This is a genomic window from Protofrankia coriariae (assembly GCF_001017755.1).
GTDB classification, from domain to species: domain Bacteria; phylum Actinomycetota; class Actinomycetes; order Frankiales; family Frankiaceae; genus Protofrankia; species Protofrankia coriariae.
On sequence record NZ_JWIO01000003.1, the window covers coordinates 101,021 to 124,354 of the forward strand.

Genomic DNA, 23,334 nt, shown 5'->3' on the forward strand with positions numbered 1-23,334 from the left:
CCGTCCGCCGCCACCGGCGGGTTCCTCGTCGCGGATGGCGGTCCCCAGCGCCGAGCGCACGCGGGAGTCGGAGCCGTACCGCCGGTCGATCTCGCTGATCCGCCCGTCGGCACTGGCGGCCAGCGCGTCGACGCCACAGCAGACGGCGTTCATGTCGACGTTCCCGGTGATGCCGGGAACGCTCCCGGAGGAGGTGAACTGCCACATCGCCCACTTCTGCCAGCCGCCGGGCAGGGAACCCGATGACGAGCTCCCGTTGTAAATGGCGAACCACAGTGGGTAGCGGGAGAATGACGTGGTGTTCTTCATCGTGTCGGTCCAGAACGACCGGTAGGTGTACAGGATGGGAGTGCGTCCGGTTCTCGTCTCGATCTCCTCCAGGAAGGCGCGGGTCCAGGCGGTGAGCTGGTCGGCCGACAGGCTTCCGTCGGCCTCGAGATCGAGGATGGGGGCCAGATGACCGTTGGACCGGGTGAGACCGGTGGTGGCGAGGAATCGGTCGGCCTGTTCGACCGCGGTCGTGATCGGCAGGACGGGCCGGGCGTAGTGGTACGCGCCGACGACCAGGCCCGTCTGGAGGGCACGCAGGCGGTCGAGGGCGAAATACGGATTGGTGTAGGTCATGCCCTCGGTCGCCTTGACGATGGCGAAGGTGACGCCGGCCGAGCGGACCGCGTTCCAGTCGATCTGTGCGCCAGCGGGATGTTGCCATGACGAGATGTCGATACCTCGCGGCCACTCAGCCGGGATTGTCTGCGCGGACTGGTCCGCGATGGGTACGGCCGCACCGGATACGGCCACGGCTGTGTCCGCCGTCCTGGGGGCGGCGGCCGTGGTCCCCGCCGCCAGGACAGGCAGGTCGAATGTGGCGGCCACGTTACGAATAGCCTGTACGTCACGAACAGCCTGATCATGAATGCTGGACGCCGCTACAGGCTGGCTCGCCCGAAGGCTGCCCGCGGTCATGGCTGTGACGGTGGTGGCTGTGATGAACGCTACTGCCGCTACGACGACGGCCCCGCGTGTGCCGCCCCGTCGGTGGCGGGCTGTCCGGCGCCGGTGGGGCCGGACAGCCCGGCCTGGCCCGGCGCCGGTCTGGCAGGCGGGCGTGAGTGCGATGCGCATGGGAGCTCCCTGGCGTGTTCGGGGGGGCTGGCCGACGGGTGATCCCAGAGGCAGGTTTGCTCGACCAACTACTACGCTAAGCAAAGTAACAACTACTTACAGCTATGTAAGCAGTGCGTGAGTCGACTTTGTCGTTACTCACAGTTGCGATCTTTGCGATCGGGCCCATTTTCGTGACATGGAGTGGTGTCTGTGTCAGGGCAGATCGCGCCGGGCGACGAAGATCCGTTCACCCCGGGTCGCGGGCTCCCGAGCGCCGTCGCGCACGCGCCCCGGGACGTCAGGTGACCGGGCGTCCGCGGTGGCCGTGGTCGTCGCGGTGGCCGCAGCGGCCGTGGATGCCACGCGGGTCATGGGGGCAGCAGCCGTGGACGGGCGCGGCTGGGATCGTGCGCCTGGGCCAGGCGGGCCGTGGGAGATCCGGGCGGAGCCACCGGGTGGCTGTGTCGACGCCGGGTGGGTGGGGCGCCCGCGGGCGCCGAGCGTCGGCGACGGCCGCGGACGGCGTCACTGCGATCGGGCCCGCGACACGCACTGCCCCGTCGTCGTGTAACCTAAGGCCCGCGTACTCGCCCCTTTAGCTCAGTCGGCAGAGCGTCTCCATGGTAAGGAGAAGGTCTACGGTTCGATTCCGTAAAGGGGCTCTGTGGAACCGGTCGGTAGCCAGGTGAGCGGTTGCCGGCCATCACCCCGTCGGCTGGGCCAGTTGACGGGGTGGGTCCACCCAGGCGGTGTAGCTCAGCCAGGCAGAGCAAGCGGCTCATAATCGCTGTGTCGCCGGTTCAAATCCGGCCACCGCTACCGGTCGGGTCGCGTCCCGCCATGGACGGCGCCGTAGTCGTCCGGCACGTCCAAGCTCTGGTTCGTTCTTGTCCCACCTGCAGGAAGAGGCACAGCACCGTGGCCGCCACCGACGTCCGTCCGAAGATCACCCTGGCGTGTCAGGTGTGCAAGCACCGCAACTACATCACGCGCAAGAACCGCCGCAACGATCCGGACCGTCTGGAGCTGCGCAAGTTCTGCTCGAACTGCCGGCATCACACCGAGCACCGAGAGACCCGCTGACCCGGTCGCGGACATCCTCCGGATGCTCGCCGGCCTCCAGGTGACGTCGTCTTCCAGGTTGCCTTCCGAAGGTTCTTCCAGGGGCCCGCGGGTTCCCCCACGATGATGTCGGGCCGCCACGGCCTGTCGGTACGGTGGCCGGGGGGCGCGGGGCTAGTGTTCAGTCCGTTGGATTGATCTCTTCACTGTTGGTGATCGCCGCGTCGTGTCCTGGAACCGTCTGTCCTCGCTGGCTGTCGCGTGGGAGTGTTGTAGTTCCCCGGTGCTGCGGGGTGGTTCCAACCGCGGGGACGGCGAGATCGGAGCATGCGGTGCCGCTCAATCGGGACTTTGTCGGACGCAGGTTTGTCGCGGACACTCCCTTCCTGGTCGGTCGCGAACACATCCGGCAGTTCGCGACCGCGATCCAGGATGACAGTCCGCTCTCGCACGATCTTGAGGCCGCCAAGGCGGCCGGCTATATCGATCTTGTAGCGCCGCCCACCTTCCTGACGGCGGTGGCCCTCTGGCGGCCCGTGGTGCCGGTGCACGACCCGCAGCTCGGTCTCGACTACTCGCTGGTGGTGCACGTCGAGCAGCGCTACTCGCTGCGCCGGCCGGTCGTCGCCGGTGACGAGCTCGTCGTCTCCGCCACCATCGCCGACATCCGCAAGGCCGGGCGCAACGAGCTGCTGATCAGCGAGTACGAGTTCGTCACGACCGGCGGCGAGCCGGTCGCGACCGCCCGGACGGCGCTGGCCTCGCGCGGCACCGCGGCCTGACGCCCCCAAACGCGCCGCACTGCCGGTAGGCCGATCCCCAGGGCACACTGCCAGCCTGTTGGCTTCAAGGGGACAACGGGGACGCTGCCGGGCTACCGGCTTCAAGGGGGACGCTACCGGCCTGCCGGCCCCCAGGACACCGCCGGCCTGACGGCCTCAAGGATCAGGAAGGGTGCTGAGCGCTCACATGCCTGCCATCATCGACTACGACGACGTCGAGGTCGGTACCCGGATTCCCGAGCGGGAGTTCCGGATCCGCCGGGAGGACCTTGTCCGCTACTGCGGGGCCTCCGGCGACTTCAACGTGATCCACTGGAACGAGCGGGCGGCGCAGGGCGTCGGCCTGCCCGGTGTGATCGCGCATGGGATGTACACCATGGCCACGGCCGCCCGGCTCGTCACCGACTGGGCGGGGGACCCCGGCAGCGTGGTCGACTACGGCGTCCGGTTCTCCTCCCCGGTGCCGGTGCCGGACGACGACGCCGGTGCCACGCTCGTGGTCAGCGGCGTCGTCGAGAAGAAGCTCGAGGACAACCGGGTGGTCGTCAACCTGACCGTGCGGTTCGACGGCAGCAAGGTGCTGCTGGCCTCCCGGGCCACCGTCCAACTCGCCTGAGGCCCCGCTCGCCCAGCCCGTTTTCGGGCCCGCTCGCGCCTGCCTGCCTGCGGCCTGCCGGGCAGGCACGGCGGGGCAGGCACGGGGCGGACAGGTGTGGTGACGGTGTGTCCGCCGGCCGCAGCCTGCGGATGCCCGGCCGTGCCTGCCGGACACACCGTCGGGTGGGTGCCGGCCGAACGCCGTGCCGGCCGGGTTCGGGCGGGCGACGCGGCCCGCCCGTCGATCAGCGTGCCTCGGCCAGCAGGTCGGACAGCCGCTGGACGCCCGTGACCAGGTCCTCGTCGCCGAGCGCGTAGGACAGCCGGGTGTAGCCCGGGGTCCCGAACGCCTCACCCGGCACGATCGCCACCCCCGCTTCCTCGAGGATGAGCGAGGCCAGTTCCGCCGAGGTGGCCGGGGTCTTCCCCCGCAGCGTGCGGCCGAGGACGCCGGCCACCGACGCGTAGCAGTAGAACGCCCCGTCGGGCAGCGGGCAGACCACCCCGGGCGTGCTGGAGAGCATCCGGTGCATGGTCAGCCGTCGCCGGTCGAAGGCCTTGCGCATCTCCACGACGGCGTCCAGCGGCCCGGTCACCGCTGCCAGCGCCGCGGCCTGCGCGACGTTGGAGACATTGGACGTGGCGTGGGACTGCAGGTTGGTGGCGGCCTGCACCACGTCCGGCGGGCCGATCAGCCAGCCGACCCGCCAGCCGGTCATGGCGTAGGTCTTGGCCACCCCGTTGACCACGATGGTGCGGTCGGCGATCTCCGGCACCTCGACCGGCAGGGAGGCGAACCGGGCGTCGCCGTACACCAGATGCTCGTAGATCTCGTCGGCGATCACCCACAGGCCGGCGTCGGCCNNNCCCACAGGCCGGCGTCGGCCGCCCAGCGCCCGATCGCCCGGACCTCCTCGGGGGTGTGTACCGCCCCGGTGGGGTTGGACGGCGAACAGAACAGCAGCACCTTGGTGCGGGGGGTGCGGGCCGCCTCCAGCTGCTCGACCGTCACCCGGTAACCCTGTTCCGGGGTGGTGACGACGTCCACCGGGACGCCGCCGGCGAGCCGGATCGACTCCGGGTAGGTCGTCCAGTAGGGAGCGGGCAGCAGGACCTCGTCACCGGGGTCGAGCAGGGTGGCGAACGCCTGGTAGACCGCCTGCTTGCCGCCGTTGGTGATGATCACAGAGCTGGCGGGGACGTCGAAACCGGAGTCGCGGCGGGTCTTGTCCGCCACCGCCTCCCGGAGCTCGGGCAGGCCGGCGGCGGGTGTGTACCGGTGCATCTTCGGGTCGCTACAGGCCTTCTCGGCGGCTGCGACGACGTGGTCGGGGGTGGGGAAGTCCGGTTCGCCGGCACCAAAGCCGATCACGTCCCGGCCGGCTGCACGCAGCGCCTTCGCGGTCGCGTCCACGGCGAGCGTCGCGGAGGGGGCGATGCTGCCGATGCGGTGAGAGATCCGGGTCATGACCGTCATGCTGCCACGTATCAGGGGTTGGCCGCCCGATCATTGCCGGGGCCGTTCGGATTCCACGGGACGCCACAAGGGTCGGTGCGCGGGCAGTCCGGCAGCGGTTTCGGTCGGTATCCGCCTCGTCTGGAGGAAGACCTTCGGCACCCACCCTCCGTCTGACCCCCGGTTCCGGCACCCGGCTCGGTGCCGGCTTCGTGCCGGTTCTGTACCGGTTCCGCGGGGATGCGGGACGTCGAATCCGCGTCACAGGATCGCTCCCCGGCGGGCATCCGCGGATCCCCGCCGGGGCCGGGGCCGGGTGGCCAGGTAAGCGGGCCTGCGTAGGAGTATGGTGGATGCGCTTGGGCTGTCGTCCCGGTATGTAGTGCTGCTGATGGTCATCAGGGGTTGATGGTCATCAGGGGCGGCCATCAAGATTGATCTTTTGATGGATTCGATCTTGTTCGGCGGCTGCTGCTTCGAGGACGACCGCAGTGCAAAGGGGCGTGGCTCAATTGGTAGAGCACCGGTCTCCAAAACCGGCGGTTGCAGGTTCGAGTCCTGTCGCCCCTGCGGTATCCGACGACCAGGTAGGTGGAGTGAGTGGCGACCGACACACGTGACGCGGCACCGCGGGCCGGCCGGCCGACCAGGCCCGCGGGCCGGCGTCGCACGACGCCACTGCGGTTCTACCGCGAGGTTGTCGCCGAGCTTCGGAAGGTTGTCTATCCGGGCCGGAGCGAGCTGGTCACTTATGTGATCGTCGTGCTCGTGTTCTGCTCGATCACGGTGGCCTTCGTCGCCTCGTTGGACTTCGGTCTCACCAAGGCGGTGTTGGCCATCTTCGGTTGATGTGACCGGATTCCGCGGATTCATGTCGCCCCGAGGCCCACACAGCTCACAGAGCACGGTCATAGAGAGAAGGAACGTCCGCGTGTCCCAGTTTCCCGAGCACGTCTCCTCCGAACAGGGGGAGGCCCTCGACGGTCTCGATCCGCTGGCGGCACTGGCGCGCGACGAGGTGGCGAGTACGGAGGCCGGCGCCCTGCCNNNNGGCCGGCGCCCTGCCGCAGGCCGGCGAGAGCGGCGACGGCACCACGGGCACCGACACGTCTCCCGGCTACCTCGCGACGGACCAGGCGGACGTGACCGGTCCGGCAGGGGCGGACCAGCCCGCTGCCGACGACGAGGACGACGCCGAGGACATCCGGCGGGCACTGGAGGACGCTCCGGGCGAGTGGTACGTCATACATTCGTATGCCGGATACGAGAACAAGGTCAAGACGAACCTTGAGACCCGGATCTCCAGCCTCAACATGGAGGACTACATCTTCCAGATCGAGGTGCCGACCGAGGAGGTCCCGGTCATCAAGAACGGCAAGCGGCAACTGGTGCAGCAGAAGAAGTACCCCGGCTACATCTACGTGCGGATGGACCTCACCGACCAGTCGTGGTCGGCGGTCCGCAACACCCCGGGCGTGACCGGCTTCGTGGGGCTGACCAACAAGCCGTCGCCGTTGCGCACGGAGGAGGTCCTCTCGATCCTCGCGCCGCCGGCGCCGCGCGAGAAGAAGGTCGAGACGGTCCGGGTACAGGAGTTCGAGGTCGGGGAGTCGGTGACCGTCATGGACGGCCCGTTCGCGACCCTGCCGGCCACCATCAGCGAGATCAACCTCGACGCACAGCGGCTCAAGGTGCTGGTGTCCATCTTCGGCCGCGAGACGCCGGTCGAACTTCAGTTCAACCAGGTCGCGAAGATCTGAACCCGCCCCACCAGCAGCAACTCGGAGAGAAACGACACCATGCCTCCCAAGAAGAAGATCGCCGCCATCATCAAGCTCCAGATCAATGCCGGTGTGGCGACGCCGGCACCTCCGGTGGGGCCGGCACTCGGCCAGCACGGCGTGAACATCATGGAGTTCTGCAAGCAGTACAACGCCGCCACCGAGTCCCAGCGCGGGAACGTGGTGCCGGTCGAGATCACCGTGTACGACGACCGCTCGTTCACCTTCGTCACCAAGACACCGCCGGCGGCGCGGCTGATCCTCAAGGCCGCCGGGGTGGAGAAGGGCAGCGGCGTTCCGCACCGGACGAAGGTGGCCAACCTGACCGCCGAGCAGGTCCGTCAGATCGCCCAGACCAAACTGCCGGACCTCAACGCCACCACCCTGGAAGCCGCCGAGAAGATCATCGCCGGGACCGCCCGGTCGATGGGCATCACCGTCAGCGGGTGACGACCAGTCCGGCCGCGAGGTTGCGACGGCCGTGACCGCGACAACTGTGGGAGGGCGCCCGATCACGCCCGACCCGTCCTGGAAGGTGCCTGCAACCAGGATGGGCGGGTGGTGCAGCGGCTCCGGCCCGTCATCACCACGAGGAGACACACATGACGAAGCGCAGCAAGGCGTACCGGGCCGCGATCGAGAAGATCGAGCCGGACCGCCTGTACACCCCGCTGGAAGCCGTCCAGCTGGCCCGTGAGACCTCCACGACCAAGTACGCCGCCACCGTCGAGGTCGCGCTGCGTCTCGGGGTGGATCCGCGCAAGGCCGACCAGATGGTCCGGGGAACCGTGAACCTGCCGCACGGCACCGGGAAGTCCCCGCGGGTGGCGGTCTTCGCCGCCGGGGAGAAGGCGGCCGAGGCCACCGCAGCCGGTGCCGACATCGTCGGCAGCGACGATCTCGTGCAGCGGATCCAGGAGGGCTTCCTCGACTTCGACGCGACCGTCGCGACCCCCGACCAGATGGCCAAGGTCGGCCGCATCGCCCGCATCCTGGGGCCGCGCGGGCTCATGCCCAACCCCAAGACCGGCACGGTCACCCTCGACATCGCCAAGGCCGTCCGCGACATCAAGGGCGGAAAGATCAATTTTCGGGTCGACAAGCAGGGCAACCTGCACATCGTCATCGGGAAGACGGCCTTCACCGACGAGCAGCTGATCGAGAACTACAGCGTCGCACTGGACGAGATCGTCCGGGTCAAGCCGGCCGCGGCCAAGGGTCGCTACCTGAAGAAGATCACTTTTACGACCACGATGGGCCCCGGAATTCTGGTCGACCCGGGTCGTACCCGCAACCTCCTCGAGGATGTCGTCGCCTGATCCGGGCGGTACCGGCTTCGGTCGGTACCGGTCCTCGCGGGCCGCGGTCGGACGGGGTGCGCATGGCGCTCCCTGGCCGGCCGCGGTTTCCAGGCCGTGTACCATTTTGACGCGAAGGCCGAAAGCGGAACGATCATATTTTTCGTATCGCGGTAGGCCCGAGTATTCTGCTCACTGAGAACCAACTGTTCACTGAGAACCAAACCGAAGACCGCTGGTCGTCGTCCCCTCGTGGGGCGGCCGAAGGTTCCGGAGCCACCGGACGGCCCGCGCAGGTGAGGGAGCATTGTCCGGGGTTGGCATCGTTTTGTCCCGGTCGGTACGCCCCGCGCGCCTGCGCCGGGGCGTTCGTCGTCTGCGGCACCTTTCGGACGACTGGCCAGACCCCATGAAGGAGCCCGATGGCGAAGCCGGAAAAGGTCGCCGCGGTAACGGAGATCGCAGACTCGTTCCGGGGCGCGTCCGCGGCGGTGCTGACCGAGTATCGCGGGCTGACGGTGAGCCAGCTCACCGAACTGCGTCGTTCGCTCGGCGAGGGCACACAGTACGCGGTGGTCAAGAACACCCTCACCAAGATTGCCGCTGGGCAGGTCGGCATCAACGGCCTGGACGATCTGCTGGTCGGCCCCACCGCGGTCGCGTTCGTCACTGGCGACCCGGTCGAGGCGGCCAAGGGCCTGCGTGACTTCGCCCGAGCCAACCCGGCTCTGGTGGTCAAGGGCGGCGTCGTCGAGGGCAGGCCGGTGTCGGCGGACGACATCCGCAAGCTGGCCGATCTCGAGTCGCGCGAGGTGTTGCTCGCCAAGCTCGCGGGTGCGCTCAACGGTTCGCTGGCCAAGGCGGTCGGCCTGTTCGCGGCGCCGTTGTCTCAGACGGCCCGCCTGGCCGAGGCGCTGCGGGCCAAGCGGGAGGCGGAGGCGTCCGCGGTTCCCGAGCCGGCGGCCGACGCGTCCCCGGCCGAAGCGGGCGCCTAGCGCACCGGCCGCCCGTGGCCCGACACGTCCCGCTATCCGGCCAGCTGGCCGGTAGCCGATGTCGACGGGCGCCGGCCGTCCCGGTCCCCGGGATCCGTGAACCAGGCAGTCCGAAGTAGCCCCAAGTAACAACAAGTAGCCACAGGTAACCCGACGGGCGGTAGTCGCGGTGCTTTCGGCCCGCTGACGCGGTACGCCCGACCGGACTTTCTGATCCACCACGATGAAAGGACCGCCATCATGGCGAAGCTGTCGACTGACGAGTTGCTGGACGCGTTCAAGGAAATGACGCTGCTGGAGCTGTCGGAGTTCGTGAAGCAGTTCGAGGACACCTTCGGTGTGACCGCGGCCGCGCCGATCGCGGTTGCCGCGCCGAACGCCGCGGGGCCGGCCGCCGAGGCGCCGGCCGTCGAGGAGCAGGACGAGTTCGACGTCATCCTCGAGTCCGTCGGCGACAAGAAGATCCAGGTCATCAAGGAGGTCCGCGCGCTGACCAGCCTCGGGCTGAAGGAGGCCAAGGACCTCGTCGACGGAGCGCCCAAGCCGGTGCTGGAGAAGGCGACCAAGGAAGCCGCGGAGAAGGCCAAGGCCGCCCTGGAGGGCGCCGGCGCCACGGTCACCGTCAAGTAACCATGACACCGCGGGCCGTTGCCCTCTCCCTCCGTGGAGACGAGAGGGCAACGGCCCGCGTCGTTGGCTCAGGCCGTCCTGACGCTTCAGACAGCCCGGCGCTTCAGGCCGTCCTGACGCTTCAGGCTGCCCTGGTGGGTCAGGCTGCCTCGACAACAAAGCCGAGGCTGCCGGTGCCCGTCGAACGGGCTGCCGAGCGTCTGCCCGAGCCGGTTGCCACCGGGCCGGTCGTCGCGGCTGTCGGCCCGGTCGCGGGCGGACGGATCGGGTGGGGGAGCCCCGCCGCGCCGCCTCGCGCGGCCGGACGGCCTGCCCGGGCGCGCGGGCTGCTCACGCAGGCCCGGCCGGGGCGTGCCGCGGGCTTTCTCGCGCTCATTACCTCGCAACCGGTTGACGACCTTACCCGGGACGGAGTTCCATCATCTCCGAAGCGGTGACCCACACCCGTCGGACGGCGTCGGTCAGCTGGCATCGGCTGACCAGCTTCCGTCGGGCGGCCCCCGTCGGCCAGCCTCGAGCTCAGCCTTGCGGCCAGCCTTGTCAGCAGTGCAGCCATCGGCTACACTGCTCGTTTGGGCTGTCCTTTCGTCGTGCGCTCACTGCTCCTCGAGGTATGCGACGGTGTCAGCCCGCGTACGGCTTTCAGTCCCTGTGCAGCCGCGTCCACCGGGCGCGACCGTCCAGACAGACGTCACGACCGAGGTAACCCGAGCGAGACCGTTGATCGCAATCCGCCACCGAAGCGCCGCCACGTCACCAGTACAGGACGACCATCCCACGCGGAGGTCCCCGTCCGAAAGCTGTCGTGACGGACTACTCGCTGACGCCCGTGTCGCGTCTGCCTGCATTCGTGAGTCACCCGTGCACCCTGTTGGACTACCCCCGCCGACAGTCACCACAACCGTAGCGAGACACTGATCACCCGACCACCCCTCCGTCGGATTGTTCTCGAGCAGGCCGAAGGCGACGCGATCATGAATCCTCCCGTGTTGCCGGAGGCCGCATCAAGGAAGCCGCAGCGCCACCAGCCCGACGATCAGGCCACCGGAAGGACCACCTTGGCCGCCTCGCCTACCTCCTCCCGCATCTCGTTCGCAAAGATCATCGAGCCTCTCGAGGTCCCCGATCTTCTCGCCCTGCAGACCCAGTCCTTCGACTGGCTGATCGGCAGTGATGCGTGGGCGGAACGGGTCCAGGAAGCCATCGACGCCGGTCGTGACGACGTACCCGTCACGTCGGGTCTCGAAGAGGTCTTCGAGGAGATATCCCCGATCGAGGACTTCTCCGGTTCGATGTCACTGTCGTTCCGGGACCACCGTTTCGAACCGCCGAAGTACTCCGTCGAGGAGTGCAAGGACAAGGATATGACCTACTCGGCCCCGATGTTCGTGACGGCCGAGTTCACCAACAACACCACCGGTGAGATCAAGAGCCAGACGGTTTTCATGGGCGATTTCCCGCTCATGACCCCGAAGGGCACATTCGTCATAAACGGGACCGAGCGGGTCGTCGTCAGCCAGCTGGTGCGTTCCCCCGGGGTGTACTTCGAGAAGACCATCGACAAGGTCTCCGACAAGGATCTGTTCTCCTGCAAGGTGATTCCGTCCCGGGGCGCCTGGCTGGAGTTCGAGGTCGACAAGCGGGACACCGTCGGCGTCCGTATCGACCGCAAGCGCCGCCAGTCCGTGACCGTGCTGCTCAAGGCGCTCGGCTGGGACGAGGCGCGCATTCTGGAGCGGTTCGGTGATTTCCCGTCGATGCGGGTGACCCTGGAGAAGGACCACACCTCCAGCCAGGACGACGCGCTGCTCGACATCTACCGCAAGCTGCGCCCGGGCGAGCCGCCGACCCGCGAGTCCGCGCAGACGCTGCTGGAGAACCTCTTCTTCAACCCGAAGCGCTACGACCTGGCCAAGGTCGGCCGCTACAAGGTGAACAAGAAGCTCGAGGTGGACGTCCCGCACGACGTCGGAGTGCTCACCGAGGACGACATCGTCCGCACGATCGAGTACGTCGTCCAGCTGCACGCCGGCAGGGACTCGTCCTACGACGTGGACGACATCGACCACTTCGGCAACAGGCGGCTGCGCACGGTCGGTGAGCTGATCCAGAACCAGGTGCGCCTGGGCCTGGCCCGGATGGAGCGGGTCGTCCGGGAGCGGATGACCACCCAGGACGTCGAGGCGATCACGCCGCAGACGCTGATCAACATCCGGCCGGTGGTCGCCTCCATCAAGGAGTTCTTCGGCACCAGCCAGCTCTCCCAGTTCATGGACCAGACCAACCCGCTGGCGGGCCTCACCCACAAGCGGCGCCTGTCCGCGCTCGGCCCGGGTGGTCTCTCCCGGGAGCGGGCCGGTTTCGAGGTCCGGGACGTCCACCCCAGCCACTACGGCCGGATGTGCCCGATCGAGACGCCGGAAGGGCCGAACATCGGTCTGATCGGCTCGCTGTCGACGTTCGCGCGGGTCAACCCGTTCGGCTTCGTCGAGACGCCCTACCGCAAGGTCGTGGCCGGGCGGGTCACCGACCAGATCGACTACCTCACCGCGGACGAGGAGGACCGGCACGTCATCGCGCAGGCGAACGCGCCGCTGAGCTCCGACGGGTCGTTCGCCGAGCACCGGGTCCTGGTCCGCCGCAAGGGCGGCGAGGTCGAGTTCATCCCGCCCGACGAGGTCGACTACATGGACGTCTCGCCGCGGCAGATGGTGTCGGTCGCCACCGCGATGATCCCCTTCCTCGAGCACGACGACGCCAACCGGGCCCTGATGGGCTCGAACATGCAGCGCCAGTCCGTCCCACTGCTGCGCAGTGAGGCGCCGCTGGTCGGCACCGGCATGGAGGCCCGCGCGGCCAAGGACGCCGGCGACGTCGTCGTCTGCGCGCAGGCCGGCGTGGTCGAGGACCTCTCCGCCGACTACATCACCGTCATGCACGACGACGGCACCCGGCGCACCTACCGGATGGCGAAGTTCCGCCGGTCCAACCAGGGCACCTGCATCAACCAGAAGCCCATCGTGGACGAGGGGGACCGGGTCGAGGCAGGCCAGGTCATCGCGGACGGCCCCTGCACGGACAACGGCGAGATGGCGCTGGGCAAGAACCTGCTGGTCGCCTTCATGCCGTGGGAGGGCCACAACTACGAGGACGCGATCATCCTCTCCCAGCGGCTGGTCCAGGACGACGTGCTGTCCTCGATCCACATCGAGGAGCACGAGGTCGACGCCCGGGACACCAAGCTCGGGCCGGAGGAGATCACCCGGGACATCCCCAACGTCGCCGAGGAGGTCCTCGCCGACCTCGACGAGCGCGGCATCATCCGTATCGGCGCCGAGGTCTCGCCCGGTGACGTGCTGGTCGGGAAGGTCACGCCCAAGGGCGAGACCGAGCTGACCCCGGAGGAGCGGCTGCTGCGTGCGATCTTCGGTGAGAAGGCCCGGGAGGTCCGCGACACCTCGCTGAAGGTGCCGCACGGGGAGTCCGGCAAGGTCATCGGGGTCCGGGTGTTCTCCCGGGAGGACGGCGACGAGCTGCCACCCGGCGTGAACGAGCTGGTCCGAGTGTACGTCGCCCAGAAGCGCAAGATCACCGATGGCGACAAGCTCGCCGGGCGGCACGGGAACAAGGGCGTCATCGCGAAGATCCTCCCGGCCGAGGACATGCCCTTCCTCTCCGACGGCACCCCGGTGGACGTCGTGCTCAACCCGCACGGTGTGCCCCGCCGGATGAACATCGGCCAGATCCTGGAGACCCACCTCGGCTGGGTGGCCAAGACCGGGTGGCAGGTCGACGGCGGTGCCGAGGACTGGAAGGAGCGGCTGCGCGGCATCCGGGCGGACCAGGCGCCGCCGAACACCAACGTGGCCACGCCGGTCTTCGACGGCGCCCGTGAGGAGGAGATCACCGGCCTGCTCGCCTCGACGCTGCCCAACCGGGACGGCGTCCAGCTCATCGGGGCCAGCGGCAAGGCCGAGCTCTTCGACGGCCGGACCGGCGAGCCCTACCCGTATCCGGTGGCGGTCGGTTACATCTACATCCTCAAGTTGCTGCACCTGGTCGACGACAAGATCCACGCTCGTTCGACCGGCCCCTACTCGATGATCACCCAGCAGCCGCTGGGTGGTAAGGCGCAGTTCGGTGGGCAGCGTTTCGGCGAGATGGAGGTGTGGGCGCTGGAGGCCTACGGTGCCGCCTACGCCCTGCAGGAACTGCTCACCATCAAGTCGGACGACGTCCTCGGGCGCGTCAAGGTCTACGAGGCCATCGTCAAGGGCGAGAACATTCCTGAACCCGGTATCCCGGAGTCCTTCAAGGTGCTCATCAAGGAAATGCAGTCGCTGTGCCTGAACGTCGAGGTTCTCTCCAGCGACGGCGTTTCCATCGAAATGCGTGACACCGACGAGGACGTCTTCCGCGCCGCGGAGGAACTCGGTATTGACCTGTCCCGGCGGGAGCCGAGCAGCGTTGAGGAGGTCTGACGAGTAGTGGTCTGCGGCCGGGTGACCGCCAGCGGCCGGAGGCGGCGCGACCAGGGGGCTGTGGGGGATCACGATGATCTTCCTGGAGTCGCCGCCCTCGCGCCGCCGCGGCCGCGGACCACACGGCCAGGACACGGCAACCGGTAGCCCCCGGGCACTGGCCGTGTCGCGGCACCCCCGCCGACCTTGGACAAACTGACGGCCCACGCCCCCCGCCGCCGCCATCCGCACGAACACCTGCCGGCGACAGCGGGCAGCCAGACGGCAGAGAGAGAAGACACGTGCTCGACGTCAACTTCTTCGACGAGCTGCGCATCGGCCTCGCCACGGCGGACGACATCCGCCAGTGGTCACACGGCGAGGTCAAGAAGCCGGAAACGATCAACTACCGTACCCTCAAGCCGGAGAAGGACGGGCTCTTCTGCGAGAAGATCTTCGGTCCGACCCGGGACTGGGAATGCTACTGCGGTAAGTACAAGCGCGTTCGTTTCAAGGGCATCATCTGCGAGCGCTGCGGTGTCGAGGTCACCCGCGCCAAGGTGCGTCGGGAACGGATGGGCCACATCGAGCTGGCCGCGCCGGTCACCCACATCTGGTACTTCAAGGGTGTCCCGAGCCGGCTCGGCTACCTGCTCGACCTGGCGCCGAAGGACCTTGAGAAGGTTATCTACTTCGCCGCCTACATGATCACAAGTGTGGACACGGACGCGCGCCACCGCGACCTGCCCACCCTCGAAGCCCGGATCTCCGTCGAGAAGCAGCACCTCGAGGACAAGAAGAACGCCGACGTCGAGACCCGGCAGAAGAAGCTGGAAGCCGACCTCGCCCAGCTGGAGGCCGAGGGTGCCAAGGGTGACGTCCGGCGCAAGGTGCGGGAGGCGGCCGAGCGCGAGATGCGCCAGATCCGCGACCGCGCGCAGCGGAAGATCGACGATCTGGACCGGGTGTTCGACCGTTTCAAGAGCCTGAAGGTCCAGGACCTCGAGCCGGACGAGCTGCTCTACCGCGAGCTGCGGGACCGCTTCGGCCAGTACTTCGAGGGCGGCATGGGGGCCGAGGCCCTGCAGCGCCGGCTCGTCGACTTCGACCTGGCGGCGGAGGCCGAGTCGCTGCGGGAGACCATCCGCAGCGGCAAGGGACAGAAGAAGGCCCGGGCGCTGAAGCGTCTCAAGGTCGTCTCGGCCTTCCTCAACACCCGCAACTCCCCGAACGGGATGGTGCTCGACTGCGTCCCGGTGATCCCGCCGGACCTGCGCCCGATGGTGCAGCTCGACGGTGGCCGGTTCGCCACGTCCGACCTCAACGACCTCTACCGCCGGGTGATCAACCGGAACAACCGGCTCAAGAGGCTGCTCGACCTCGGTGCGCCCGAGATCATCGTCAACAACGAGAAGCGGATGCTGCAGGAGATCGCCTTCCGCTTCGCCGAGGCGCTGGAGACCGCCGACCAGCACGCGATCTACAAGAACGGNCCGGGCCGGGCAACCGTCCGCTGAAGTCGCTGTCGGACATGCTCAAGGGCAAGCAGGGCCGGTTCCGCCAGAACCTGCTGGGCAAGCGCGTCGACTACTCCGGCCGTTCGGTCATCGTCGTCGGCCCGCAGCTCAAGCTGCACCAGTGCGGTCTGCCCAAGCAGATGGCACTCGAGCTGTTCAAGCCGTTCGTGATGAAGCGGCTGGTCGACCTCAACCACGCGCAGAACATCAAGTCGGCCAAGCGCATGGTGGAGCGGGCCCGCCCGGTCGTCTGGGACGTGCTCGAAGAGGTCATCACCGAGCACCCCGTGCTGCTCAACCGCGCGCCGACCCTGCACCGGCTGGGTATCCAGGCGTTCGAGCCGCAGCTCGTCGAGGGCAAGGCCATCCAGATCCACCCGCTGGTCTGCACCGCGTTCAACGCGGACTTCGACGGGGACCAGATGGCCGTGCACCTGCCGCTGTCCGCGGAGGCGCAGGCCGAGGCCCGCATCCTGATGCTGTCGAGCAACAACATCCTCTCGCCGGCGTCCGGGCGTCCGCTGGCCATGCCGAGCCTGGACATGGTGACCGGGGTGTTCCACCTCAGTCGGCTGGCCGTGGGCGCCCGCGGCGAGGGGCGGGCGTTCTCCAGCGTGGCCGAGGCGCAGATGGCCTTCGACGCCCGGGAGATCGAGCTACAGGCGAAGATCAAAGTCCGGCTGCGCGACACCACGCCGCCGCTGGACTGGACCCCGCCGCCGGGCTGGGCCAGCGGCGACCCGTTCACCCTGGAGACCACCTTCGGTCGCTGCCTGCTCAACCAGGCGCTCCCCGAGGGCTACCCGTTCCTGAACTACCTGATGAACAAGAAGGCCCAGGCCGCGATCGTCAACGACCTGGCGGAGCGCTACCCGAAGATCCAGGTGGCCGCGACGCTGGACGCGCTGAAGAGCGCCGGCTTCTACTGGGCCACCCGCTCGGGGGTGACCGTCGCGATCGAGGACGTTGTCGCGCCGCCGAACAAGGCGCAGATCCTCGACGAGTACGAGCAGCGGGCCGAACGGGTACAGAAGCAGTTCGACCGCGGCTTCCTCTCCGACGACGAGCGCCGCGCCGAGCTGGTCCAGATCTGGAACGAGGCGACGAACAAGGTCGCCGAGGCCATGGAGGCCAACTTCCCGGAGACCAACCCGGTCGCTGTGCTGGTCAACTCCGGGGCCGCCGGAAACATGATGCAGATCCGGCAGCTCGCCGGGATGCGCGGACTGGTCGCCAACCCCAAGGGCGAGATCATCCCGCGTCCGATCAAGGCGAACTTCCGCGAGGGGCTGAGCGTGGTGGAGTACTTCATCTCCACGCACGGCGCCCGCAAGGGTCTGGCCGACACGGCGCTGCGGACCGCGGACTCCGGGTACCTCACCCGGCGTCTGGTCGACGTCAGCCAGGACGTCATCGTCCGTGAGGACGACTGCGGCACCGAGCGCGGCATCGCCACCCGCATCGCGCGCAAGGGAGCGGACGGCGTGCTCGTCCGCGACCGTTACGCCGAGACCGCGGCCTACGCGCGCACGCTCGCCTCGGACGCGGCGAACGCCGCCGGTGACGTGGTGGTACCGGCCGGCACCGACCTCGGCGACGTGGTCATCAGCAAGATCATCGATGCCGGGATCGAGTCGGTGAAGGTGCGTTCCGCCCTCACCTGCGCGGCCCGGATGGGTGTCTGCGCACAGTGCTACGGCCGGTCGCTGGCCACGGGCAAGCTCGTGGACGTCGGCGAGGCCGTCGGTATCGTCGCCGCCCAGTCCATCGGTGAGCCCGGCACCCAGCTGACGATGCGTACCTTCCACAGCGGTGGCGTCGCCGGCGACGACATCACCCAGGGTCTGCCCCGTGTCGTGGAGCTGTTCGAGGCTCGTTCCCCCAAGGGCAAGGCCCCGATCAGCGAGGTCTCCGGGCGGGTGCGCATCGAGGAGACCGAGAAGACCGTCAAGGTCGTGGTCATCCCCGACGACGGCAGCGAGGAGATCTCCTACCCGGTCTCCCGCCGGTCGCGGCTGAAGGTCGAGGAGGGCCAGCGCATCGCAGTCGGTCAGAAGATCGTCGACGGCGCGGTCGACCCGCACGAGGTGCTGCGCATCCTCGGCCCGCGTCAGGTGCAGCTCCACCTGGTCGACCAGGTGCAGGAGGTGTACCGCTCGCAGGGCGTGTCGATCCACGACAAGCACATCGAGATCATCATCCGGCAGATGCTCAAGCGGGTGAACGTGCTGGAGTCGGGGGAGACCACGCTCCTGCCGGGCGAACTGGTCGAGCGGGCCCGGTTCGAGGAGGAGAACCGTCGGGTGGTCGAGACCGGCGGCCAGCCGGCTTCGGCCCGTCCGGTCCTGATGGGGATCACCAAGGCGTCCCTGGCGACCGAGTCGTGGCTGTCGGCGGCCTCCTTCCAGGAGACGACCCGGGTGCTCACCGACGCCGCGATCAACGCCCGGTCGGACTCACTGGTCGGCCTGAAGGAGAACGTCATCATCGGCAAGCTCATCCCGGCGGGTACCGGCATCTCGCGGTACCGCAACATCCGGGTCGAGCCGACCGAGGAGGCACGGGCGTCGGTGTACTCGGTCAGCGGCTACGACGAGGGCGCGACCGTGGAGTACGGCGCGTTCGGCACCGGCAGCGGCCAGGCCGTCCCGTTGGACGACTTCGACTACCGCAGCACCGGCGGCGACTACCGGTAGTTCTCGCTACCCGGTAGTTCCTGCCACGCAAGTGCCCCAGGCGGCCCGGGTGGGCGTCCCTGTCGGACGTTCACCCGGGCCGCCTTGCTGTGTGGATCTGGCCTCGCGCCTGGCCATCGGTCAACAGGGCAGACGTTGCCTGGTACGGCACTACGCTGGACAGTGCCGGGTAGATCTGCCGGCATGCACCAGGGAACACCGCATCGGCACGATGCCGAGGAGGAGACGGCGATGACGACGGCACTGCCGGAGGACAGCTGGCTGCTCCGTATCCAACCGCAGCCCGCGCGGGTGACCGCCGCGGAGTACGAGGCGCTGCCTGAGGAGATCGCCAGGGCGATCGAGATCGTCGACGGCTACGTCGTCTTCTGTGAGGCGCCGACTCCGGATCATCAGACCGCCGGCCGTCGCCTCGCCAACCTGCTGGAACGGCATGCACGGCGCGCGATGGCCCGCGGCCACGGATGCCTGACCGTCAACAATGACGTCGATCTCCGGCTGCGTGACATCCCGCTGCTCAACCGCAGCCCGGATGTGATCCTCTACCGCTGTCTCGACCGCGCGGCCGGCGAACGTCTCCGCGCGGAGCACGCCCTGCTCGTCATCGAGATCGTGTCGCCGGGTTCAGAGACCCAGGACACCACCGACAAGCTCGGTGAATACGCCAGGGCCGGCATCGCGCACTACTGGATCGCCCGGCTCGACAACGACGGCGTCACGAGCATCGAACGCTACGCGCTCGACCGGGCAACCCTGCTCTACAAGCACCTGGGCACGTTCATGAAGGACGAGGCCGGCGGAGCGCCTGAGGTCACCAACCCGATCCCGATCACCATCGACTGGGACGACCTGCTCTTCTGACCACCGGCGGTGCCCTTACCGGCCGCCGTTCCTGCTCTTTCGCAGAGCCCGCTCGGCCGGGCCGCGGGCCAGCCGGGCGTAGATACCGCCGCTGCGGACGAGTCGGTCGTGTGGCCCGGCCTCCATCACCGTGCCGTTCTCCAGCACGTAGATGCGGTCGGCAGCGACGGTCATCGTCGCCCGGTGGGCCACGACGAGACAGCTTCTCTCGGCGAGCAGACGTTCCAGGGAGGCGCGCAACAGCTCCTCGGTCAGGGTGTCGAGGTTCGACGTGGCCTCGTCGAGGACGACGGTCCGCGGGTTCTGGACCAGTACGCGGGCGATGGACAGCCGTTGCCGTTCCCCGCCGGAGATCTGGTGGCCGTTGTGCCCCAGCGGGGTGTGAATCCCCTCCGGCAGCGAACGCACGAGCGTGACCAGCCCGGTCGCCTCCAGAGCGGCCCACAGTTCGTCGGTCGTCGCGGCCGGATTCCCGAAGCGGAGGTTCTCCGCGACGCTACGACGCTGGACGAACGGCTCCTGCGACACCAGACCGACCGCAGCCCGGGCCGCGGCGGGGGAGAGCCCGCCGGCGTCGCAGCCGCCGAGCAGGACACGCCCACTGGTGGGGGTGAGCAGGCCGCTGGCGAGATGGCACAGCGTGGTCTTCCCGGCGCCGCTGAACCCGACGACGGCCACCATCTCGCCGCGGCCCACGGCGATGTCGACGCAGCGCAGCGCCCACCTGGGAGCGGGCACGTCAGGCGCGTAGGAGTAGGAGACGTTCTCCAGGACGAGATCGCCATGGGCCGGCGGACGCTGGGCGTCCTCGGGGCCGGAAGCCACCGGGCCCGCCGGTGGCGTGGCGCCCGCGGGCGGATGCGGCCGGTCGGCCGTGGTCAGTGGCCTGACATTGCTGCGGTCGCCGGCAGGCGTCGTCCCCAGCGGGATGTCGAGAAAATCCAGGATGCGGACGAGGGAGGCCTCGCCGTCGAAAAGCTGGGTACGCAGGTCGGCGAAGCCGGCAATGGAACGGAACGCCAGCAGGAGCACGCTGAGAAAGGCCACGAAGGTGCCAACCGTCATCGTCTGGTTCAGGGTGAGCCACACCCCGAACCCGATCACGGTCATGGTCGCCAGCACCGAACTGGCCGCGGCGATGAGCTGCAGGCGGGCGAAGACCTGCACGCGGGTGCGGGCGGCCGTCGAAATGGCCGCGCCCAGCCGGTCGAACTCCTCCTGACCGGTGTGCTGCGCGCGGAAGGCGCGCAGGTGCAGCGCTCCCGCCGGCCCGGTCAGCTCGATGAGATGATCGGCCAGCCGGCTGAGCCGTTCGCTTTCCACCCTGGAGATGGCCCGGACGCGTCCGCGCACCAGGCGCAGCAGGACGAGCGGGACCACGCCGATCGCGGCCACGGCGAACGCGAGACGCCACTGGAGCAGGTAGGCGACCACCCCGGCCACGACGAGTTCGACCGCCATGGTCGCGATGGCCGGCAGACAGAAGGCGGCGGCGGTGCGCACCCTGGCGGTGTCGATGGTGAACAGGGTGATGACATCGCCGTGCCGGGCCCGGGCGATGTGGGGGAACGGCAGCGCGATCGCGTGCTGGTAGAGGTCACGCCGGATCCGCAACGCGAGTTTCTCACTGAAATAGCCGACCAGTATGTATCGCAGGGTCGACACCACGGCGCTGAGCACAAAGGCGCCGAGGATGAGGAGGACCGGCAGGAGTATGCCGTTCGTCCGCAGTCGCAGCAGCCAGCCGTCGATCAGGTTCCGAATCGCGAACGGCGCGGCCACCAGGGTCGACACGCCCAGCAGGGAAAGCGCGGCGTGCATGGCGGCTGCCCTGTTCTGGTCCCGGATGAAATATTCGACGCGGGCGGCCGCGGGATTTCCGGTGAGCCAGGCGAACAGGCGCCCGTAGAGCCAGGACACACCGGCGGTGGTCTTCGGGAATGTCGTCCCCGCCGAGGTCTGTTGGTGGGTCGGCTGCCCGATCCACCTGTTGGTCCCGGTGGACGACCGGCGAGATGTCGTCATTGTGAGCCGCCTGCCTGGTGCCGGTCCGGAGGTCAGTCGTCGCGGTGCGCGGTGCTGGATGCGTCCACCGCGCTGTCGACGGCCGTTTCCGGACCGGCGATCGCGTGGGGGATGGTGGTGGGAGCGGCGTCGGGAGTCGCTTCGACAGTGGCCTCGGGGGTCGCTTCGACGGCTGTGCCCAGGCCGGGGCGGGCGGTCACGGACTGGCTGCCGTGGTCTTCGTCCCGCTGCTCGGCGCGGGCGTCCGGCAATTTCGGAAGCGTTTTTCTGGGAATTTCCTCGGTGCTGCGGAAAACGGATATCTCGACATCGTCGGACACCTCTATAACCAGCCCGATGGTGCTTGACGGACTAATTTCCGCGTGGCCGGGGAGGGGGAAGTGAGTAGACATTTGTCCTCCATCGAGGTCGGCCGGACGGGACGGTAGCAAAACCGAAGTTATCGGGACGCCGATTACCGGGCAAGGATCCAACATCATGACTCGGCTCACAGCTTTCGTGGTACCCGAGTATTTGGTCTCGAACGCGACATGTGCGCTACGACAAACGTTGTGACGTGCCGACGGATTCTTTTGACGACCGGACGGTCCGCGGTGTTTTCGCAGGTGACGGGGGTGCCGGCGGAGCGGGTCCGGGCCGGTGGCACCGGCCCGGGAAAGCGGTTCGTCGGCCGCGGTACACCGCCGCGGTCGGCAATCGGACGGCCGGGGTACGCACGCCGCGGTCGGGTGTGCGGCGGCTGGGCGGGGCCCGGCCACGATGGTGGTGCGCGGTGGGTATTTTGGCGGCGGCGGCGGTGTTGCCGGGCCGCGGTGTCGCCGGGCTGGCGTACCCGTGGTGGCGGCGCGAGCAGGATGTGGCGGGGGGCTGGGTGAACCGGAAGCGGGCGCTGTTCGTACGGCGGCTGTCCGAGATCCTTCAGCTCGCCGAGTCCGAGGTGGTCGACCGCCTCTGCCTGGACCGCCGCCCCGGCGTCCGGGTCAACCGGCTCTCACCACTGGGCGTGGCGGCGATCCACCACGCCATCGCGGATCTCGGGCTCACCCTCGACCCGCTCGACTGGTGTCCCGACGGCTATCTCCTGCGCGGCGACAAGCGGGTGCTGTCGCGCTCGGAGGTGTTCGGCGGCGGTCACGCCTACATCCAGAACATCTCCAGCCTGGTGCCGGCGCTGGCTCTCGCGCCCGCGCCGGATGAGTCGATCATCGATCTGTGCGCGGCGCCGGGCGGCAAGACGGCGCACATCGCGGCGCTGGTCGGTAACGAGGCGCGCCTGTGGGCCAACGACGGCATCGCGCCCCGGCTGGAGAAACTGCGCGCGGTCACCCGGCAGTTCCACGTCCGCCTGGCCGAGACGAGCTGTCACCCGGCGCAGTATGCCGACAAGTTCATAACGGAGCGTTTCGACCGGGTGCTGCTGGACGCCCAGTGCAGCGGTGAGGGCCTGGTCGACCTGCGGTCGTCCGCGGCGCTGCGGTACTGGACCGAGCAGCGGGTGATCGACTATGGCTGGCTGCAGCGCAAGATGCTGGTGGCGGCCTGCCGGCTGCTGCGTCCCGGCGGCGTCCTGGTGTACTCCACCTGCACGTTCGGCCCGGAGGAGAACGAGGCGCCGCTGAGCTACCTGCTGCGTCACCATCCCGTCGAGGTGTGCCCGATCGAGGTCGACATCGACGGCTTCGCGCCGGACGCGTGGCGGCCGGGCCTGCGCCACTGGCGGACCGAGACCTTCCATCCGGCGCTCGCCGACGCCCGGCGCATCCTGCCGGGCCCGGCGTTCGAGGGCTTCTTCGTCTGCAAGCTGCGGAAGCTGCCGGGCTGAAGCTGCCGGGCTGGCCGGGCCTTCCTCGCAACGCCGCCACCCTGGAAACACTCTGTTATCACAACATTCCATCACTGTGACGTCGTCGGCGCCGGGAGGCGCGCGCGCTTCCCACTGGCGCCGCGGGTTCCGGCGGCCCTGCCTGCCCCGCCGGTGCGGGGGAGACGGCTACCAGTGGCACGTGGGGTACCCCGATTCGACACAGCCGTCGGCGGGTCTGTAGTCTCGCTTTCTGCGGCGCTGTG

At 68.7% G+C, this 23,334-nt stretch carries 17 protein-coding genes, 3 tRNA genes and 4 pseudogenes (1 of these 24 running past the window's edge); 17 read left to right on the forward strand and 7 right to left on the reverse strand.

All coding sequences use genetic code 11. The features are described from left to right. Positions 1-137, reverse strand: the beginning of a protein-coding gene (locus FrCorBMG51_RS30415; protein ID WP_476742090.1) for an LGFP repeat-containing protein. It extends 418 nt beyond the left edge of the window; only the first 137 of its 555 coding nucleotides appear in the window; it begins with the start codon at positions 135-137; its stop codon lies off the left edge, out of view. Here FrCorBMG51_RS30415 and FrCorBMG51_RS30420 point away from each other — a divergent pair. Beyond that, positions 35-262, forward strand: a complete 228-nt coding sequence (locus tag FrCorBMG51_RS30420; protein ID WP_235433260.1) for a hypothetical protein — start codon at positions 35-37, stop codon at positions 260-262. The genes FrCorBMG51_RS30415 and FrCorBMG51_RS30420 overlap by 103 nt on opposite strands. On the opposite strand, the pseudogene FrCorBMG51_RS30425 reads toward FrCorBMG51_RS30420, so the two are convergent. Both FrCorBMG51_RS30425 and FrCorBMG51_RS27835 read right to left on the reverse strand, forming a co-directional pair. Next, positions 229-1,125: pseudogene (locus FrCorBMG51_RS30425) on the reverse strand (glycoside hydrolase family 25 protein); the annotation flags it as partial. The gene FrCorBMG51_RS30420 and the pseudogene FrCorBMG51_RS30425 sit on opposite strands and share 34 nt — an antisense overlap. A 195-nt stretch (positions 1,126-1,320) precedes the next feature. Then, entirely contained in the window at positions 1,321-1,479 is a 159-nt protein-coding gene (locus FrCorBMG51_RS27835; protein WP_157180365.1) for a hypothetical protein, read from the reverse strand. 217 nt (positions 1,480-1,696) lie between these two features. On the opposite strand from FrCorBMG51_RS27835, the gene FrCorBMG51_RS02790 reads away from it, so the two are divergent. From FrCorBMG51_RS02790 to FrCorBMG51_RS02810, 5 genes are all read left to right on the forward strand, one after another. Beyond that, positions 1,697-1,769, forward strand: a tRNA-Thr gene (locus FrCorBMG51_RS02790). Positions 1,770-1,852: 83 nt separating this feature from the next. Then, positions 1,853-1,926: transfer RNA gene (locus FrCorBMG51_RS02795), tRNA-Met, on the forward strand. A 99-nt stretch (positions 1,927-2,025) separates the two neighbouring features. Further along, complete coding sequence (gene rpmG / locus FrCorBMG51_RS02800) at positions 2,026-2,190, forward strand: 50S ribosomal protein L33 (RefSeq protein WP_047221558.1); 165 nt, start codon at positions 2,026-2,028, stop codon at positions 2,188-2,190. A gap of 311 nt (positions 2,191-2,501) precedes the next feature. Then, the gene (locus tag FrCorBMG51_RS02805) at positions 2,502-2,951 is read left to right on the forward strand and encodes an FAS1-like dehydratase domain-containing protein (protein ID WP_013875131.1); all 450 of its coding nucleotides are present in this window, start codon (positions 2,502-2,504) and stop codon (positions 2,949-2,951) included. A 187-nt stretch (positions 2,952-3,138) separates the two neighbouring features. Next, positions 3,139-3,567 carry a MaoC family dehydratase gene (locus tag FrCorBMG51_RS02810; RefSeq protein WP_043604055.1) on the forward strand — a complete coding sequence of 143 codons (429 nt, stop codon included), beginning with the start codon at positions 3,139-3,141 and terminating at the stop codon, positions 3,565-3,567. A gap of 226 nt (positions 3,568-3,793) precedes the next feature. Here the strand turns inward: FrCorBMG51_RS02810 and FrCorBMG51_RS02815 are convergent. Next, positions 3,794-5,025, reverse strand: a pseudogene (locus FrCorBMG51_RS02815) (pyridoxal phosphate-dependent aminotransferase). 476 nt (positions 5,026-5,501) lie between these two features. Between FrCorBMG51_RS02815 and FrCorBMG51_RS02820 the strand changes: the two are divergent. The 7 genes and pseudogenes from FrCorBMG51_RS02820 to rplL all read left to right on the forward strand — a co-directional run bounded on the left by FrCorBMG51_RS02820 (position 5,502) and on the right by rplL (position 9,708). Then, positions 5,502-5,574: transfer RNA gene (locus FrCorBMG51_RS02820), tRNA-Trp, on the forward strand. 30 nt (positions 5,575-5,604) lie between these two features. Then, positions 5,605-5,853, forward strand: a complete 249-nt coding sequence (gene secE / locus FrCorBMG51_RS02825; protein ID WP_047221559.1) for a preprotein translocase subunit SecE — start codon at positions 5,605-5,607, stop codon at positions 5,851-5,853. An 82-nt stretch (positions 5,854-5,935) separates the two neighbouring features. After that, positions 5,936-6,764: pseudogene (nusG, locus tag FrCorBMG51_RS02830) on the forward strand (transcription termination/antitermination protein NusG). Positions 6,765-6,803: 39 nt separating this feature from the next. After that, positions 6,804-7,235: a 50S ribosomal protein L11 gene (rplK, locus tag FrCorBMG51_RS02835; RefSeq protein ID WP_013875126.1), complete on the forward strand. Its 432-nt coding sequence runs from the start codon at positions 6,804-6,806 to the stop codon at positions 7,233-7,235. Positions 7,236-7,387: 152 nt separating this feature from the next. Next, entirely contained in the window at positions 7,388-8,104 is a 717-nt protein-coding gene (rplA, locus tag FrCorBMG51_RS02840) for a 50S ribosomal protein L1 (RefSeq protein ID WP_013875125.1), read from the forward strand. A 401-nt stretch (positions 8,105-8,505) separates the two neighbouring features. Next, positions 8,506-9,078: a 50S ribosomal protein L10 gene (rplJ, locus tag FrCorBMG51_RS02845; RefSeq protein ID WP_047221560.1), complete on the forward strand. Its 573-nt coding sequence runs from the start codon at positions 8,506-8,508 to the stop codon at positions 9,076-9,078. Between the two features lie 240 nt (positions 9,079-9,318). Further along, complete coding sequence (rplL, locus tag FrCorBMG51_RS02850; protein WP_047221561.1) at positions 9,319-9,708, forward strand: 50S ribosomal protein L7/L12; 390 nt, start codon at positions 9,319-9,321, stop codon at positions 9,706-9,708. Positions 9,709-9,794: 86 nt separating this feature from the next. Here the strand turns inward: rplL and FrCorBMG51_RS27840 are convergent, their stop codons facing one another. Next, positions 9,795-10,094, reverse strand: a complete 300-nt coding sequence (locus tag FrCorBMG51_RS27840) for a hypothetical protein (RefSeq protein ID WP_139342223.1) — start codon at positions 10,092-10,094, stop codon at positions 9,795-9,797. Between the two features lie 672 nt (positions 10,095-10,766). On the opposite strand from FrCorBMG51_RS27840, the gene rpoB reads away from it, so the two are divergent. The 3 genes and pseudogenes from rpoB (at position 10,767) to FrCorBMG51_RS02865 (ending at position 19,242) form a co-directional block, all read left to right on the forward strand. After that, positions 10,767-14,189, forward strand: a complete 3,423-nt coding sequence (rpoB, locus tag FrCorBMG51_RS02855) for a DNA-directed RNA polymerase subunit beta (RefSeq protein WP_047221683.1) — start codon at positions 10,767-10,769, stop codon at positions 14,187-14,189. A 281-nt stretch (positions 14,190-14,470) separates the two neighbouring features. After that, positions 14,471-18,381: pseudogene (locus tag FrCorBMG51_RS02860) on the forward strand (DNA-directed RNA polymerase subunit beta'). 231 nt (positions 18,382-18,612) lie between these two features. Beyond that, positions 18,613-19,242: a Uma2 family endonuclease gene (locus tag FrCorBMG51_RS02865; protein ID WP_047221684.1), complete on the forward strand. Its 630-nt coding sequence runs from the start codon at positions 18,613-18,615 to the stop codon at positions 19,240-19,242. A 15-nt stretch (positions 19,243-19,257) separates the two neighbouring features. Here FrCorBMG51_RS02865 and FrCorBMG51_RS24595 read toward each other — a convergent pair whose 3' ends face one another. Both FrCorBMG51_RS24595 and FrCorBMG51_RS02875 read right to left on the reverse strand, forming a co-directional pair. Continuing rightward, a complete protein-coding gene (locus tag FrCorBMG51_RS24595; protein WP_052914241.1) occupies positions 19,258-21,267 on the reverse strand; it encodes an ABC transporter ATP-binding protein in 2,010 nt (669 codons plus the stop codon). A gap of 32 nt (positions 21,268-21,299) precedes the next feature. Continuing rightward, positions 21,300-21,587 (reverse strand): hypothetical protein, encoded by a 288-nt coding sequence (locus FrCorBMG51_RS02875; RefSeq protein WP_047221562.1) that lies wholly within the window; start codon positions 21,585-21,587, stop codon positions 21,300-21,302. Between the two features lie 452 nt (positions 21,588-22,039). On the opposite strand from FrCorBMG51_RS02875, the gene FrCorBMG51_RS02880 reads away from it, so the two are divergent. Then, a complete protein-coding gene (locus FrCorBMG51_RS02880; RefSeq protein ID WP_047221563.1) occupies positions 22,040-23,089 on the forward strand; it encodes an RsmB/NOP family class I SAM-dependent RNA methyltransferase in 1,050 nt (349 codons plus the stop codon). The last annotated feature ends 245 nt before the right edge of the window (positions 23,090-23,334 follow it).